Annotated in this window: 16 protein-coding genes and 1 other RNA gene; 6 read left to right on the top strand and 11 right to left on the bottom strand. The window is 64.5% G+C overall.

The window, feature by feature from the left end:
• Positions 1-3 precede the first annotated feature (3 nt).
• The 6 genes from ACXHGZ_RS22900 to ACXHGZ_RS22875 form a co-directional block, all read right to left on the bottom strand.
• Positions 4-1,005, bottom strand: a complete 1,002-nt coding sequence (locus ACXHGZ_RS22900) for an extracellular solute-binding protein (protein ID WP_480461713.1) — start codon at positions 1,003-1,005, stop codon at positions 4-6.
• Positions 1,006-1,139: 134 nt separating this feature from the next.
• On the bottom strand, positions 1,140-2,357 hold the full coding sequence (locus ACXHGZ_RS22895; protein ID WP_480464118.1) for a 2-octaprenyl-3-methyl-6-methoxy-1,4-benzoquinol hydroxylase: 1,218 nt from the start codon (positions 2,355-2,357) through the stop codon (positions 1,140-1,142).
• 9 nt (positions 2,358-2,366) lie between these two features.
• On the bottom strand, positions 2,367-2,849 hold the full coding sequence (locus ACXHGZ_RS22890) for a DUF4442 domain-containing protein (protein ID WP_224457598.1): 483 nt from the start codon (positions 2,847-2,849) through the stop codon (positions 2,367-2,369).
• Complete coding sequence (gene ubiH, locus ACXHGZ_RS22885; protein ID WP_480461711.1) at positions 2,846-4,045, bottom strand: 2-octaprenyl-6-methoxyphenyl hydroxylase; 1,200 nt, start codon at positions 4,043-4,045, stop codon at positions 2,846-2,848. Before ubiH ends, ACXHGZ_RS22890 begins: the two co-directional genes overlap by 4 nt.
• Positions 4,042-5,376 (bottom strand): Xaa-Pro aminopeptidase, encoded by a 1,335-nt coding sequence (gene pepP, locus ACXHGZ_RS22880; RefSeq protein ID WP_084856562.1) that lies wholly within the window; start codon positions 5,374-5,376, stop codon positions 4,042-4,044. The genes ubiH and pepP overlap by 4 nt, the downstream gene beginning before the upstream one ends.
• 22 nt (positions 5,377-5,398) lie before the next feature.
• Positions 5,399-5,953, bottom strand: coding sequence for a YecA/YgfB family protein (locus ACXHGZ_RS22875; protein WP_480461709.1), 555 nt, complete (start codon positions 5,951-5,953; stop codon positions 5,399-5,401).
• 153 nt (positions 5,954-6,106) lie between these two features.
• Between ACXHGZ_RS22875 and ACXHGZ_RS22870 the strand changes: the two genes are divergently transcribed.
• The 4 genes from ACXHGZ_RS22870 to ACXHGZ_RS22855 all read left to right on the top strand — a co-directional run bounded on the left by ACXHGZ_RS22870 (position 6,107) and on the right by ACXHGZ_RS22855 (position 7,518).
• Positions 6,107-6,316 (top strand): TIGR02449 family protein, encoded by a 210-nt coding sequence (locus ACXHGZ_RS22870; RefSeq protein ID WP_084856565.1) that lies wholly within the window; start codon positions 6,107-6,109, stop codon positions 6,314-6,316.
• Positions 6,313-6,630, top strand: coding sequence for a cell division protein ZapA (locus ACXHGZ_RS22865; RefSeq protein WP_480461708.1), 318 nt, complete (start codon positions 6,313-6,315; stop codon positions 6,628-6,630). Before ACXHGZ_RS22870 ends, ACXHGZ_RS22865 begins: the two co-directional genes overlap by 4 nt.
• Before the next feature lie 17 nt (positions 6,631-6,647).
• Positions 6,648-6,827: non-coding RNA, 6S RNA (ssrS, locus tag ACXHGZ_RS22860), on the top strand.
• A gap of 82 nt (positions 6,828-6,909) precedes the next feature.
• Positions 6,910-7,518 (top strand): 5-formyltetrahydrofolate cyclo-ligase, encoded by a 609-nt coding sequence (locus tag ACXHGZ_RS22855; RefSeq protein WP_084856568.1) that lies wholly within the window; start codon positions 6,910-6,912, stop codon positions 7,516-7,518.
• A gap of 18 nt (positions 7,519-7,536) precedes the next feature.
• Here ACXHGZ_RS22855 and ACXHGZ_RS22850 read toward each other — a convergent pair whose 3' ends face one another.
• Entirely contained in the window at positions 7,537-7,686 is a 150-nt protein-coding gene (locus ACXHGZ_RS22850) for a hypothetical protein (protein WP_172403010.1), read from the bottom strand.
• Positions 7,687-7,865: 179 nt separating this feature from the next.
• Here ACXHGZ_RS22850 and ACXHGZ_RS22845 point away from each other — a divergent pair, with 179 nt between their 5' ends.
• The gene (locus ACXHGZ_RS22845; RefSeq protein WP_480461707.1) at positions 7,866-8,318 is read left to right on the top strand and encodes an EVE domain-containing protein; all 453 of its coding nucleotides are present in this window, start codon (positions 7,866-7,868) and stop codon (positions 8,316-8,318) included.
• 86 nt (positions 8,319-8,404) lie between these two features.
• Here the strand turns inward: ACXHGZ_RS22845 and ACXHGZ_RS22840 are convergent, their stop codons facing one another.
• Positions 8,405-8,809, bottom strand: a complete 405-nt coding sequence (locus ACXHGZ_RS22840; protein WP_480461705.1) for a flagellar basal body-associated protein FliL — start codon at positions 8,807-8,809, stop codon at positions 8,405-8,407.
• Positions 8,810-8,966: 157 nt separating this feature from the next.
• Here ACXHGZ_RS22840 and ACXHGZ_RS22835 point away from each other — a divergent pair, with 157 nt between their 5' ends.
• The gene (locus tag ACXHGZ_RS22835; protein WP_480461703.1) at positions 8,967-9,944 is read left to right on the top strand and encodes an NADPH:quinone oxidoreductase family protein; all 978 of its coding nucleotides are present in this window, start codon (positions 8,967-8,969) and stop codon (positions 9,942-9,944) included.
• 99 nt (positions 9,945-10,043) lie between these two features.
• Here ACXHGZ_RS22835 and ACXHGZ_RS22830 read toward each other — a convergent pair whose 3' ends face one another.
• The 3 genes from ACXHGZ_RS22830 to ubiD form a co-directional block, all read right to left on the bottom strand.
• Positions 10,044-10,694 (bottom strand): gamma-glutamylcyclotransferase, encoded by a 651-nt coding sequence (locus ACXHGZ_RS22830; protein ID WP_084856575.1) that lies wholly within the window; start codon positions 10,692-10,694, stop codon positions 10,044-10,046.
• A 276-nt stretch (positions 10,695-10,970) separates the two neighbouring features.
• Positions 10,971-11,939 (bottom strand): CDP-6-deoxy-delta-3,4-glucoseen reductase, encoded by a 969-nt coding sequence (locus tag ACXHGZ_RS22825; RefSeq protein WP_480461702.1) that lies wholly within the window; start codon positions 11,937-11,939, stop codon positions 10,971-10,973.
• Positions 11,939-13,405 (bottom strand): 4-hydroxy-3-polyprenylbenzoate decarboxylase, encoded by a 1,467-nt coding sequence (gene ubiD / locus ACXHGZ_RS22820; protein WP_023382977.1) that lies wholly within the window; start codon positions 13,403-13,405, stop codon positions 11,939-11,941. Before ubiD ends, ACXHGZ_RS22825 begins: the two co-directional genes overlap by 1 nt.
• Positions 13,406-13,608: the final 203 nt, after the last annotated feature.

Raw genomic sequence — 13,608 nt, 5'->3', positions numbered from 1 at the left:
CGCTTAGTTCCAGCCAGCCCGGTCCATCAAACGGATGGCCTCGGCCTGGCGCTTGCCGGCCACTTCCACCGGGATGCTGTCGGCCTTGAAGCTACCCCAGGCCGCCACTTCGGCCGATGGCTTGACCTTCGGATTGGCTGGGAATTCCTGGTTGATATCGGCGAACAGTTTTTGCGCTTCGTCGCCGGTCATCCATTCCACCAGCTTCTTGGCGGCTTCCGGATGAGGCGCATGCTTGGTCAGGCCGATACCGGAGAGGTTCACGTGCACGCCACGGTCGCCTTGGTTGGGCCAGAACAGCTTGACCGGCAGGCTGGGCTTTTCCTTGTGCAGGCGGCCGTAATAGTAGGTGTTGACGATGCCCACGTCGCACTGGCCGGCCTCGATGGCCTGGAGCACGGCGGTGTCGTCGGAGAACACGTCAGTGGACAGGTTGTTGACCCAGCCCTTGATGATTTCCTCGGTCTTGGCTTCGCCGTGGGTCTCGATCAGGGTGGCGGTCAGCGACTGGTTGTAGACCTTCTTCGCCGTGCGCAGGCATAGGCGGCCTTCCCACTGCTTGTCGGCCAGGGCCTCGTAGGTGGTCAGCTCCTCGGGTTTGACCCGGTCGGTGGAGTAGGCGATGGTCCGCGCGCGCAGGCTCAGGCCGGTCCAGTCATGGGACGAGGCGCGGTACTGCGGCGGGATATTGTTATCGATGACGTCCGACTTGATCGGCTGCAGGATGCCCATCTGCTCAGCCTGCCAGAGGTTGCCGGCATCGACGGTGAGCAGCAGGTCGGCGACACCGTTCTCGCCCTCGGCCTTGATGCGCTGCATCAGCGGGGCTTCCTTGTCGGTGATGAACTTGATCTTCACGCCGGTCTTGGCGGTGTAGGCGTCGAACACCGGCTTGATCAGCTCGTCGATGCGCGAGGAATACACCACCACCTCGTCCGCCGCCTGGGCGGTGCCGCCGAACAGGGTCAGGGCCAGGGCGGCCAGTAAGGGCTTGCGTGGCAACATCGGGTATTCCTCGCTGAGTTGGGAGGTGCAAATGGTAGTGAATCCCATTTTGCCTCTCACCTACGCAGACGTTACCGAATGTTGCCAAAGGGCCCAGTGTGCACTTCTGTGGGGCTTGTCCCGCGATTGGGCCCTCAGGCCTTCGCCAACTCAGGCAGGTCCCCGGAAAGCCCCAGCGCCTGGCGCACGAACAGCGCCTTGGCCTCCGGCACCTGTTCCACCAGTTTCAGCCCGCTGTTGCGCAACCAGCGCAGCGGCAGCGGGTTGGCCTGGAACAGGCGCTCGAAGCCTTCCATCGCCGCCATCAACGCCAGGTTGTGCGGCATGCGCCGACGCTCGAAGCGGCTCAGCACCTTCACGTCCGCCAGCCGCTCACCTCGCCTGCAGGCGCACTCCAGCTCCTCGGCCAGCACCGCGGCATCCAGGAAGCCCAGGTTGACGCCCTGCCCGGCCAGCGGGTGGATGGTATGGGCGGCGTCGCCGATCAACGCCAGCCCTTCGTCGACATAGCGCTTGGCATGACGCTGGCGCAGCGGCACGCACACCCGCGGGTCGGCTCCCAGCACCTCGCCCAGGCGCCCTTCGAAGGCGCGGCCCAAGGCTTCGCAGAAGGCCACGTCATCCAGCGCCATGAGTTTGTCAGCCTGTTCCGGCGTAGTCGACCAGACGATCGAGCACCACACCTGCCCGTCTCCGCGATCCAGCGGCAGAAACGCCAACGGCCCTTCATCGGTGAAGCGCTGCCAGGCCGTGGCCTGGTGCGCCTGGCTGCAGCGCACACTGGTGACGATGGCGTGGTGCAGGTAATCCCACTCACGGGTTTCGCAGCCGGTCAGCTTGCGCACCGCGGAGTTGGCACCGTCGGCAGCCACCACCAGCGGTGCGCGCAGGCGCCGGCCATCGGCCAGGGTCAGCAGCCACTCATCGCCGGAACGGCGCATCTGCTCCAGCCGGGCATTGGGCAGCAGCCCCACGTCGCTGTCGTGCAAACGCTCCAGCAGGCCGTCTTGCACCACCCTGTTCTCGACGATGTGGCCAAGCACCTGAGCATGCACGCTGGCCGCCGAGAAGTGGATCTGCCCGGTGCCGCTGCCGTCCCAGACGTGCATGTCCGAATACGGCGAGACACGCCGACCGGCGATGCCTTCCCAGGCCCCCAGGCGCTCGAGGATGCGCTGGCTGGCCGCCGACAAGGCGCTGACCCGCGGCTCGAAAGGCGCTTGGGCATCGAAGGGTTTTACCGACAGCGGGCCGCCATCGAGCAGGAGGATTTCCAGGCCGCTGTGGTGCAGCGCCAGGGCCAGGGCGCTGCCGACCATACCGGCACCGACAATCAACAGATCTGCGCGCATTTCCATGCCTTACGCCTGCCTCGCTTGCGGCTTGAGCCGCACATAAAGGGTTTTATCGACCCGCGCCACCAGCTCGCCGGCGCCGTCGCGGATATCGACCTGCAAACGGGGCAGGTACTTCTTGCCGCCGGCGGTCTGCTGGCGAATGTCTTCCAGCAACGCGTCATCGACGTGGAACTCGGCGAATACCGGGCCCTTGCCCGGTGCGATGAAGTCGATGCTGGCAGCCTTGTCCCAGACGATGTAGTCACGCCCGAGCCGCTCGATCAGCAACAACATGTAGAACGGATCGACCATCGAGTACAGGCTGCCGCCGAACTGGGTGCCGACGTAGTTGCGGTTCCAGCGGGTCAGGTTCATGCGTACCTTGATGCTGCGCATGTCCGGGCTGATGTGCTGCACCCGGATGCCTGCGCCCAGGTAAGGCGGGTAGAGATTCAATACCCAGCGCAGCAGGCGCGCCCTGCGGGCCAGTCGAGGTGAGTGGCTCATGCCCGCCCCCGCGGATCGGGTCGGGTGCCCAGGCCCATGGCCTGGCGGGCGAACCAGCGCTTGGCCGGCGGCAGCAGGTCGAGCCCCAGCAGGCCGATGTTGCGCCCGGTAGCCAGCAGCGGCTGGCTGCTGCCGAACAGCCGGGTAACCTGGTCGGAGAAACCGATGGTCAGGGCCTGGTCCAACTGTTGCCGTTGGTGGTAGGCCTGCAGGGTCGCCAGGTCGCCGGGCTGCTGCGGCCCGGCCAGCAAGGCATCGGCCAGGGACTGCACGTCACGCAGGGACAGGTTGAACCCTTGCCCGGCGATCGGGTGCAGGCTATGGGCGGCGTTGCCCAGCACCACCAGGTGCGGGCGTACCTGCTCCTGGGCCTCGACCAGCGCCAGCGGATACAGATGCCGCGCGCCCACCTGGCGCAGGGCGCCCAGGCGGTAGCCGAAGGCTTCCTGCAGCTCGCGCAGGAAGCTGCGTTCGTCGATGTCCGCCAGGCGCTGGGCATCCATCCCCTGGCGGGTCCAGACCAGCGCGCAGCGGTTCTCCGGCAAGGGCAGCAGCGCCATCGGCCCCTGCTCGGTGAAACGTTCGAAGGCCTGGCCGCGGTGGGCCTCGCCCGGGGTGATGTTGGCGATCAGCGCGCTCTGCTCGTAGGGTGTACGGCGCACATGGATGCCCAATTGCTCGCGCAGGCCGGAGCGGCCGCCGTCGGCCAGCACCGCCAGGTCGCACTCCAGGCTGGTGTCGTCGTCCAGTTGCAGGCGATAGCCGCCGGTGATCGCCTGCAGGGCCTTGACCTCGGCCGGGCAGCGCCAGCTCACCACCTCGGTATCCAGGCCCTGCCACAGGCATTGGCCGAGCCAGGCGTTCTCCACCACGTAACCGAGGGCTGGTACACCTTCCTCGATGGCATCCAGGCGGGTGGCGCCGAAGCGACCACGGTCGGACACCTGGATCTGGCTGATGGGCTCGGCGCGGCGGCTGATGACCTGCCACAGGCCAAGCTGTTCGTAGATCTGCCGGGTGCCGTAGGACAGCGCGGAGGAGCGGGCGTCGTAACTGGGCTGGAAGCTGTCGCCCGGGGCGAAGGGTTCGATCAGCAGGATCTTCCAGCCCCGTGCCTTGGCGCCTGCCTGCAAGGCCAGAGCCAGGCTGGCGCCGACCAGGCCGCCACCGACGATCGCCAGGTTGACCCGGTTCATGCCACGTCCCTGCGGGCGTCAGCCATCAGCGCCTCGATCTCGGCGACCGTGCGCGGCACACCGTTGGTCAGGATTTCACAGCCTTGCCTGGTCACCACTACGTCATCCTCGATTCGTACGCCGATGCCGCGCCATTTCTTCGCGACGTTCGGGTTGTCGGCTGCAATGTAGATACCCGGCTCGACCGTCAGCGCCATGCCCGGCTCGAGCACGCGCCATTGGCCACCGACCTTGTATTCGCCCACATCGTGCACATCCATGCCCAGCCAATGGCCGGCGCGATGCATGTAGAACGCACGGTGGGCCTCGCTGTCGATCAGGGCCTGCACATCACCCTTGAGCAGCCCCAGTTCCACCAGCCCTTCGGTGATGACCCGCACGGTCGCCTCGTGGGCGTGGTTCCAGTGCTTGCCCGGGGCGATCTCGGCGAAGGCGGCCGCCTGGGCCTTGAGCACCAACTCGTAGATGGCCTTCTGCTCCGGCGAGAAACGCCCGCTGACCGGGAAGGTACGGGTGATGTCGCTGGCATAGCAATCGATCTCGCAGCCCGCGTCGATCAACACCAGGTCGCCATCCTTGAGCGGCGCATCGTTCTGCTGGTAATGCAGGATACAGGCGTTACGCCCCGCCGCGACGATCGAGCCATAGGCCGGCATCTTCGCGCCGCCCTTGCGGAATTCGTAGTCGAGTTCGGCTTCCAGGCTGAACTCATGCAGCCCAGCCCGGCAGGCCTGCATGGCCCGCACATGAGCGCGGGCGGAAATCTCCGCCGCCGTGCGCATCACCTTCACCTCCGCCGCCGATTTATACAGGCGCATGTCGTGCAGCAGATGATCCAGGGCAACGAATTCGTTCGGTGGCTGGGCGCCCAGGCGTGCCTTGGAGCGGATCACGTTGATCCACTCCATCAGGCGGCGATCGAACTCCGGGTTGCTGCCCATGGCGGTGTAGACCCGGTCGCGGCCTTCGATCAGGCCCGGGAGGATCTCGTCGATATCGGTGATGGGAAACGCATCGTCCGCGCCAAAGTCGCGGATCGCGCCTTCCTGGCCGGCACGCAGGCCATCCCACAGTTCGCGCTCAGGGTTGCGCTCGCGGCAGAACAGCACGTACTCGCCATGTTCACGCCCCGGAATCAGGGCGATCACCGCCTCGGGCTCGGGGAAGCCGCTGAGGTACTGGAAGTCGCTGTCCTGGCGATACACATGCTCGACGTCGCGGTTGCGGATGGCAACCGCGGCGGCGGGCAGGATGGCGATGCTGTTGGGGACCATCTGCGCCATCAGCGCCTTGCGCCGACGGGCATATTCGGCCTTCGGAATACGGCTCATGGGCACGACAACCCCCGGAATATCAGTGCAGCGATGGCTTGGGCGCGGGCGCGGCCGGCTTGGCCAGCTCCGTGTACAGCAGCAGGGGCGCGACACGCAGGTACTCCATGACTTCCATGTAGTCGCTCTCGCCGTCTTCGGACTCCTCCAGCGCTTCCTGGACCTGCGAAATGGCCACCAGATCCTGGAGCACCTCCTTCGCATCGGTGGACAAGTCCTTGCCACCGGCGTTCAGCCCGAAGCCGGTAATGAAGCCCTGGCACCATTGGCCCAGCGCAGTGGCACGCTCGGCGAGCGGGGCTTCGTCGCTGGGCAGCAGCAGGACGATGGCGACGTCTTCGCTGGTGAGCTCGGCCTTGACCATTTCCTGCAGGCCGATCAGTGCGGCGCGCACGTTGTCTTCAGGCTCGTTTTCCAGCGCGCCGGCGGCATCGGCCAGCCAGGCGTCGGCATCGAAACCTGCGCCGGCGCAGCTGCGGCCGATCAGCAGGCCGTGCAGTTCGGCTGGGGAAACAGGGTGGCCGTTGCTGGCGAGCAGCGAGGCGAAGGCGGTGTAGGGCGATTGGGTATTGGGCATGGGCAGCTAGGCGCCAAGCGGCGCAATGACTAGAATGAAGACCTTGTATCCTAGCACCGGCAGGCGCGCCAAGACCATCAGCACTGGCCGTACCGCCCCCGGAACAGGCATGATCGCCGGGCAGTCAACGAGGGAGCGAATCGAGTGCAACCCATGCCAGAGAACGACCTGCAGGCACTGATGAGCCGATTCGAATCGCTCATCGAGCGTGTCGAGCAACTAAAACGCCAAAATGCACTCCTAGTAGCTCAGGAAAAATCCTGGCGCGAGGAGCGCGCCCACCTCATCGAAAAGAACGAGATCGCAAGGCGCAAGGTCGAGTCGATGATTTTACGCCTCAAGGCCCTGGAGCAAGACTCATGAGTTCAAGCAATAGCGTCACCGTCCAGATCCTCGACAAGGAATACTCGATCATCTGCCCGCCGGAAGAACGCAACAACCTGGTCAGCGCCGCGCGCTACCTGGATGGCAAGATGCGCGAGATCCGCAGCAGCGGCAAGGTGATCGGCGCCGACCGCATCGCCGTCATGGCCGCGCTGAACATCACCCACGAACTGCTGCATCGCCAGGAGCGCCCGGATGTCGCTGCCAGCGGCACCACCCGGGAGCAGGTGCGCGACTTGCTGGAGCGAGTCGACCAGGCGCTGTCCGACGACACGGATACCAAAATCGGCTGAGATTGGTATACTGGCGCCACTCCCTGGGGGATGCGCCAGTCGGTTATGTCCCTGAGCCGATACGCACAACCACGGGGGTTGCACGCTGGGGCCGGTGTGCATGTCCGCCCGACGGAAAGCCTTAACGCCCCCTGCAATCTCCACCTTGAACTTTCGGGTTCAAGGGCTACACCGATAGCGGTTTCATCGGGGAGCCTGAATTCTTGCTTGCCCGCCTCCCCCGGCGGGCAATTTCGTCTGGCCGCCATGGCGGCCGGTACACCTGGGAACGCACGTGCCATGACCGACACCGCGCCGCTCACCCGCCCTCAACTCCGCCGCCTGCTTCGCAATGCCCGCCGCGCGCTGACACCTGCCCAGCAACGCCAGGCTTCGCTCGGCCTGTATCGTCAGCTGGCCCAGCACCCCCTGTTTCGCCGCGCCCGGCACATTGCCCTGTACCTTCCCAATGACGGCGAGATAGACCCGCGCCTGCTGCTGCGCGAGGCCCAGCGACGCGGCAAGCGCACCTATCTGCCGGTGCTGCATGCCTGGCCACGCACGCGCATGGTCTTCCAGCGCTTCGAGCAAGGCGAGAAGCTGCGGCCCAACCGTTTCCGCATTCCAGAGCCGCTGATCGAACGCAAGCGCCAACGGCCGATCTGGTCGCTGGACCTGATCCTGCTGCCATTGGTCGGCTTCGATGAAATCGGTGGGCGCCTGGGCATGGGTGGCGGCTTCTATGACCGCAGCCTGGCCTACCAGGCACGACGCAAGGCGTGGAAGAAACCGCTGCTGCTGGGCCTTGCCCACGAATGCCAGAAGGTGGAACGCCTGGCCCAGGCCAGTTGGGATGTACCGCTCAAGGGGACGGTCTCGGACCGCGGTTGGTACCTGGCACCGGCTTGACCGGTGCCAGCGACGGAATCAGCGCTGCTGCTGGGTAGGCTCGACCGGCATCTGATAGGCAGCGTCAGCCTTACGCTCCCAGAAACTCTGCGCATAGCCCGTGGTGACGACACCCAGGCCGAAGATGAAGACCAGGATCCAGAGCAAGTCCGGTTTGCGTTGGTTCATGGATGAATGCCCCCCTAAGGCAAACAGTCAGGCTCGGCAACCTTCTTGGTGCTGCCGGAGCGTCGAGCTTTAAAATCGGCGCATTTTCCGACAACGTGAGGCGACACGCAAACCTTGACGTCAACCGACTGTCGGTTTCATGCAACATGTTATTTCAAATTTTTTCAGGAGCCGTCTCCATGGCCTATTGGCTGATGAAATCCGAGCCCGACGAGCTTTCCATCGATGCCCTGGCACGCCTCGGCCAGGCGCGCTGGGACGGGGTGCGCAACTACCAGGCGCGCAACTTCCTGCGTGCCATGAACGTCGGTGACGAGTTCTTCTTCTATCACTCCAGCTGCCCACAGCCCGGGATCGCCGGGATCGCCCGCATCAGCGCAGCGGCCTACCCCGACCCGACCGCCCTGGATCCCGAAAGCCACTACTTCGACGCCAAGGCCAACGCCGAGAAGAACCCTTGGAGCGCGGTCGACGTCACTCACGTGAAAACGTTCGAGCAGGTACTGGGGCTTGGGCTGCTCAAGCAACAAGCCGCGCTTGCCGAATTGCCGCTGGTGCAAAAGGGCAGCCGGTTGTCGGTGATGCCGGTGAATGCCGAGCAGTGGGCGGCGATTGTTGCGCTGGCGCGCTGAGTTTGGCGTGAGTGTCGCGACGCGTTTCCGATCGAGCGCCGCGTGGGCGGCGTTCGATCTCACGGCCAAGCGTTATCTAGAGCCATTCACTGCACGATCAGGTTGTTGAACAACAGGTCTTCGACGATCGGCTTGCCTTCCTCGCTCTCCATCACCTGCTGCACCTGCTTCAGCGCTTCCTGGCGCAGCTTCTCCTTGGCCTCGACATTGCTCATGTTTTCCAGCCCCTGCTGGGTGAACAGTGCCACCAGCTGGTTGCGAATCAGCGGCTCGTGGTGCTTGACCGCAGCAGCCGCAGCGTCGCCGGTCACACGCAAGGCCACGTCGGCCTTGTACACGCGCAGCTTGGGGCCGCCATCAAGGGCGTAGTTGCCAACGAAAGGTGGGCTGAGGTTGATGTAGGAAACCTTGGGCTCACCGTCCTTGCCTTCCTCGGCCATCGCCATGGCCGGCAGCAGCAGGGCCAGCATCATCAAGATCCACGCTTTCACGAATTCGCTCCTCAATACAATTGGCGCCAGCTTACCCAGCACACCGTTCAAACCCAAGCCCGGGCTTATGCCGCCCCATCAGGGCGGGCCATGCTCGTTGACCTGGCCTGCGCCCCTCCTACACTTATCGGCCAACGCACGCAAAGGAATAGCCCCGATGAAAGCAGTGTTGTGCAAGACCCTCGGCCCGGCGAGCGACCTGGTGCTCGAAGAGGTGGCGAGCCCGACCCCCAAGCGCAACGAGATCGTGCTGGACGTGCACGCCGCAGGCGTCAACTTCCCCGACACCTTGATCATCGAAGGCAAGTACCAGTTCCAACCGCCTCTGCCCTTCTCGCCAGGCGGCGAGGCTGCGGGCGTGGTGGCTGCAATCGGAGAGAAGGCAGGCGATTTCAAAATCGGTGACCGGGTCATGGCCCTGACCGGCTGGGGGGCCTTCGCCGAGCAGGTGGCCGTGCCCTTCTACAATGTGTTGCCGATCCCCACCACCATGGATTTCACCACCGCTGCGGCCTTCGGCATGGCCTACGGCACCTCGATGCACGCACTGGCCCAACGTGGCCAGCTCAAGGCCGGGGAAACTTTGTTGGTACTGGGTGCATCGGGAGGCGTTGGCCTGGCGGCGGTGGAGATCGGCAAGGCCATGGGCGCCCGTGTGATCGCCGCTGCCAGCAACGCCGAAAAGCTCGCGGCAGCCAAAGCAGCAGGAGCCGATGAGCTGATCGACTACCGCCAGGCCAGCCTGCGCGACGAAATCAAGCGCCTGACCGGCGGCCAGGGCGTGGACGTGGTCTACGACCCAGTCGGTGGCGAACTGTTCGAGCAGGCGGTACGAGGCCTGGCGTGGAACGGTCGGATGCTGGTGGTGGGGTTTGCCAGCGGGACCATACCGCAATTGCCGGTGAACCTGACACTGCTCAAGGGCGCGGCGGTGATTGGCGTGTTCTGGGGTGCGTTTGCCCAGCGCCAGCCTGAAGACAATGCTGCCAACTTCCGACAGTTGTTTGCCTGGCATGCCGAGGGCAAGGTCAAGCCGCTGGTGTCGCAGACCTATCCACTGGCCGAGGCCGGGGCGGCCATCGAGCGGTTGGCGCAGCGGCAGGCGGTGGGCAAGTTGGTGGTGGTGGCTCGCTAGGCACGGGGCTGCTTTGCAGCCCATCGCGGCACAAGGCCGCTCCTACAGAAAGGCGGTGCAGCCCTTGTGGGAGCTTGTCCCGCGATGGGTCAGGCCTGCCTATACCTCACGCAGGTTATGGCACCGGTGGAAGCGCGCTTCTAGGTTGCGATCCGGCATCTGGTGGCTGCGCAAGGCATTTAGTGTCTGCTCGACATAGTCGCGGGTGCTGCCATAGCGCCCCTTGGCGCTGGCCAGGATCTGGCTGAGCAGGGTGTCTGGCAGGTTCCCCGCATAGCACGGCAGGTGACGCTCCAACACGAAGCCCAGCGCCTGGACCTTGCTGCCATCACCCAACCGGCAGCTAAGCCAGTGCGGCCGATAGGCGGGGTAAGGCATCTCCCGCTGCCACAGGGCCATCAACGAATCGTCCAGGTTGCGTTCATCCAGGCGGTAGGCAAAGCCGCTGCACGAACCACCTCGGTCCAGCCCGAACACCAGCCCTGGACACTCCGGTGTGCCACGGTGCTCGTGGGACCACAAATACAGCCCTCGGTGATAGCCATGGACCCGGGCCCGCTGACGCTCGACCGAATTGCACTCTGGTCGCCAGATCAATGACCCATAGGCGAACAACCACACCGGCCCGCCTTCATGGCGCGACATGGTCAGTTTCATTGAATGGTGTAATTGGTCGCGGGTCAGTTGCTGCCCGAAATCCAGCGAAGGAGGATAAGTTACCTGCCAGGACGAACTTTCAAGTGTCGACATGATGCTGCCGCCATGATTCCCCGTAAACTTCCGAAGGCCATCACTGTAACGCAATGGCGCTTCGCTGGACTTACCGTACGGCAGAAAGCACCGCGCATTCAAGCCCCTTGTACAGCCTGCGCTCCGTACTTGACTGCCATGGAATCAATATAGACGGGTATTGTTCCGTGGAGGGCGAAAGTTATTAACAGCGCCCGCAATAATAAGCGCCTTATAATCCTTTAGGGTAACGCGAGTTATAAAGAACGGCACACCGTTACAGTGTGCCGTGCACTTTCAGCCTCGGGGGGCGTAGGCAAACACATCGGCGCGCATGCGATGCGCGTCCATGCCCGCCTCGACCAGGGCATCTAGGGTGGCGTAGACCATGTTCGGCGAACCACTGGCATAGACATGCACCTGGTTCAGGTCGGCGATGTCTTCGCAGACCGCCTCATGCAGCAACCCGCAGCGCCCCTCCCAACTGCACAGGTCGCTTACCACCTTGTGCAGGAACAGGTTGGGCAGGCGTTGCCATTCGGCCCAGTGCTCGATCTGGTAGAAATCCTCGGGCCGACGCACCCCCCAATAGAGGTGTACCGGATGCTTGAACCCTTGGGCACGGCAGTGCTCGACCAGGCTGTGCATCTGGCCCATGCCGGTACCGGCGGCGATCAGCACCAGTGGCCCGTCCGGCAGCTCAGCCAGATGAGTGTCGCCGAACGGCATTTCGATGCGCGCGACACCGTCGCGCTGCAATTGGGCCAGCAGCTGCAGAGCGCTGTTTTCCCGCGCCAGCACGTGCAGCTCCAGATCCCGCCCGCCATGGGGCGCCGAGGCCAGGGAGAAGGCGGCCTTGTCGGCGCCGTCGCGCTCGATCATCAGGTATTGCCCAGCATGGTAGCGGGGCGGCTTGCCTGCCGGTGCACGCAGGCGCACACGCCAGACGTCGCCACCGACCTCTACGCATTCGCTCACGGTGCAGGCCAGCTTGCGCACCGGCAGCTCACCCAGGGCCAATACGCCGTCCCAGAGCAATACGCAATCTTCCAGCGGCTCGGCGATGCAGGTGAACAGCTCGCCGTGGTCGCGCACTTCACCTTCCTGACGCACCCGCCCTTCCACCAGCAAGGCAGCACAGGCGTGGCAATTGCCGTTGCGGCAGCTGTTCGGGCAGTCGTAGCCCAGGCGCCGCGCGGCGTCCAGAATTCTCTCCCCGGGCTCGATTGCCAATACCGCCCCGGACGGCTGCAAGGTTACCTGCATCAATCTATTCCCAACTGATCCCACAGCTCATCGATACGGCGGGTGACGGCCTCGTCCTTGACGATGGCACGGCCCCATTCGCGTGTAGTCTCGCCCGGCCACTTGTGCGTGGCGTCCAGGCCCATCTTCGAACCCAGGCCCGATACCGGTGACGCGAAGTCCAGGTAGTCGATCGGCGTGTTGTCGATCATCACCGTATCACGCTTGGGGTCCATGCGCGTGGTGATGGCCCAGATCACGTCGTTCCAGTCGCGGGCGTTGATGTCGTCGTCGGTGACGATAACGAATTTGGTGTACATGAACTGTCGCAGGAACGACCAGACACCCAGCATCACGCGCTTGGCGTGGCCCGGGTACTGCTTTTTCATGGTCACCACCGCCATGCGGTACGAGCACCCCTCCGGCGGCAGGTAGAAGTCGACGATTTCCGGGAACTGCTTCTGCAGGATCGGCACGAACACTTCGTTCAGCGCCACGCCCAGGATCGCCGGTTCATCCGGCGGACGGCCGGTGTAGGTGCTGTGGTAGATCGGCTTCTGGCGGTGGGTGATGCGCTCGACGGTGAACACCGGGAAGCTGTCCACTTCGTTGTAGTAGCCGGTATGGTCGCCGTAAGGGCCTTCCGGGGCCATTTCGCCCGGGTGGATCACGCCTTCGAGAATGATCTCGGCGGTGGCCGGCACCTGCAGGTCGCTGCCCCGGCACTTGACCAGCTCGGTGCGGTTACCGCGCAGCAGGCCGGCGAAGGCATATTCCGATAGCGTATCCGGCACCGGCGTCACGGCGCCGAGGATGGTCGCCGGGTCCGCGCCCAGGGCCACGGCCACTGGGAACGGTTGGCCGGGGTGCTTTTCGCACCATTCACGGTAGTCCAAGGCACCGCCCCGGTGGCTCAGCCAACGCATGATCACCTTGTTGCGGCCGATCAGCTGCTGACGGTAGATACCGAGGTTCTGGCGGTCCTTGTTGGGGCCACGGGTGACGGTCAGCCCCCAGGTGATCAGCGGCGCCACGTCGCCCGGCCAGCAGTGCTGGATGGGCAGTTGGGTGAGGTCGACGTCCTCGCCTTCGACCACCACCTCCTGGCATACCGCATCCTTGACCACCTTCGGGGCCATCGATACGACTTTCTTGAAGATCGGCAGCTTGGACCAGGCGTCCTTCAGGCCCTTCGGCGGCTCTGGCTCCTTGAGGAAGGCCAGCAGCTTACCGATTTCACGCAGTTCGTCGACCGACTCGGCCCCCATGCCCATGGCCACGCGCTCCGGCGTGCCGAACAGGTTGCCCAGCACCGGCATGTCGAAGCCGGTGGGCTTTTCGAACAGCAGCGCCGGGCCCTTGGCGCGCAGCGTGCGGTCGCAGACTTCGGTCATTTCCAGGACAGGGGATATCGGAACCTGGATGCGCTTGAGTTCACCGCGCTGTTCCAGGCCACGGATGAAGTCGCGCAAGTCGCGATACTGCATGCATGTGCCTCGTGGTTGGCCGTATCGGTCGGGGGTGCTGAGTGTAGCGCCGTTCGGCGTTTTGTTGGGGCGAAAATGAATCGGGGCCGCTTCGCACCCCATCGCGGGACAAGCCCGCTCCTACAGGATCGGTGTGATACCTGTAGGAGCGGGCTTGTCCCGCGATGGGCTGCAAAGCAGCCCCAATCAATTCCAGCTAGAAA

This window comes from Pseudomonas shiyinii (assembly GCF_056725765.1).
This window is presented reverse-complemented; position numbering and strand designations above follow the sequence as displayed.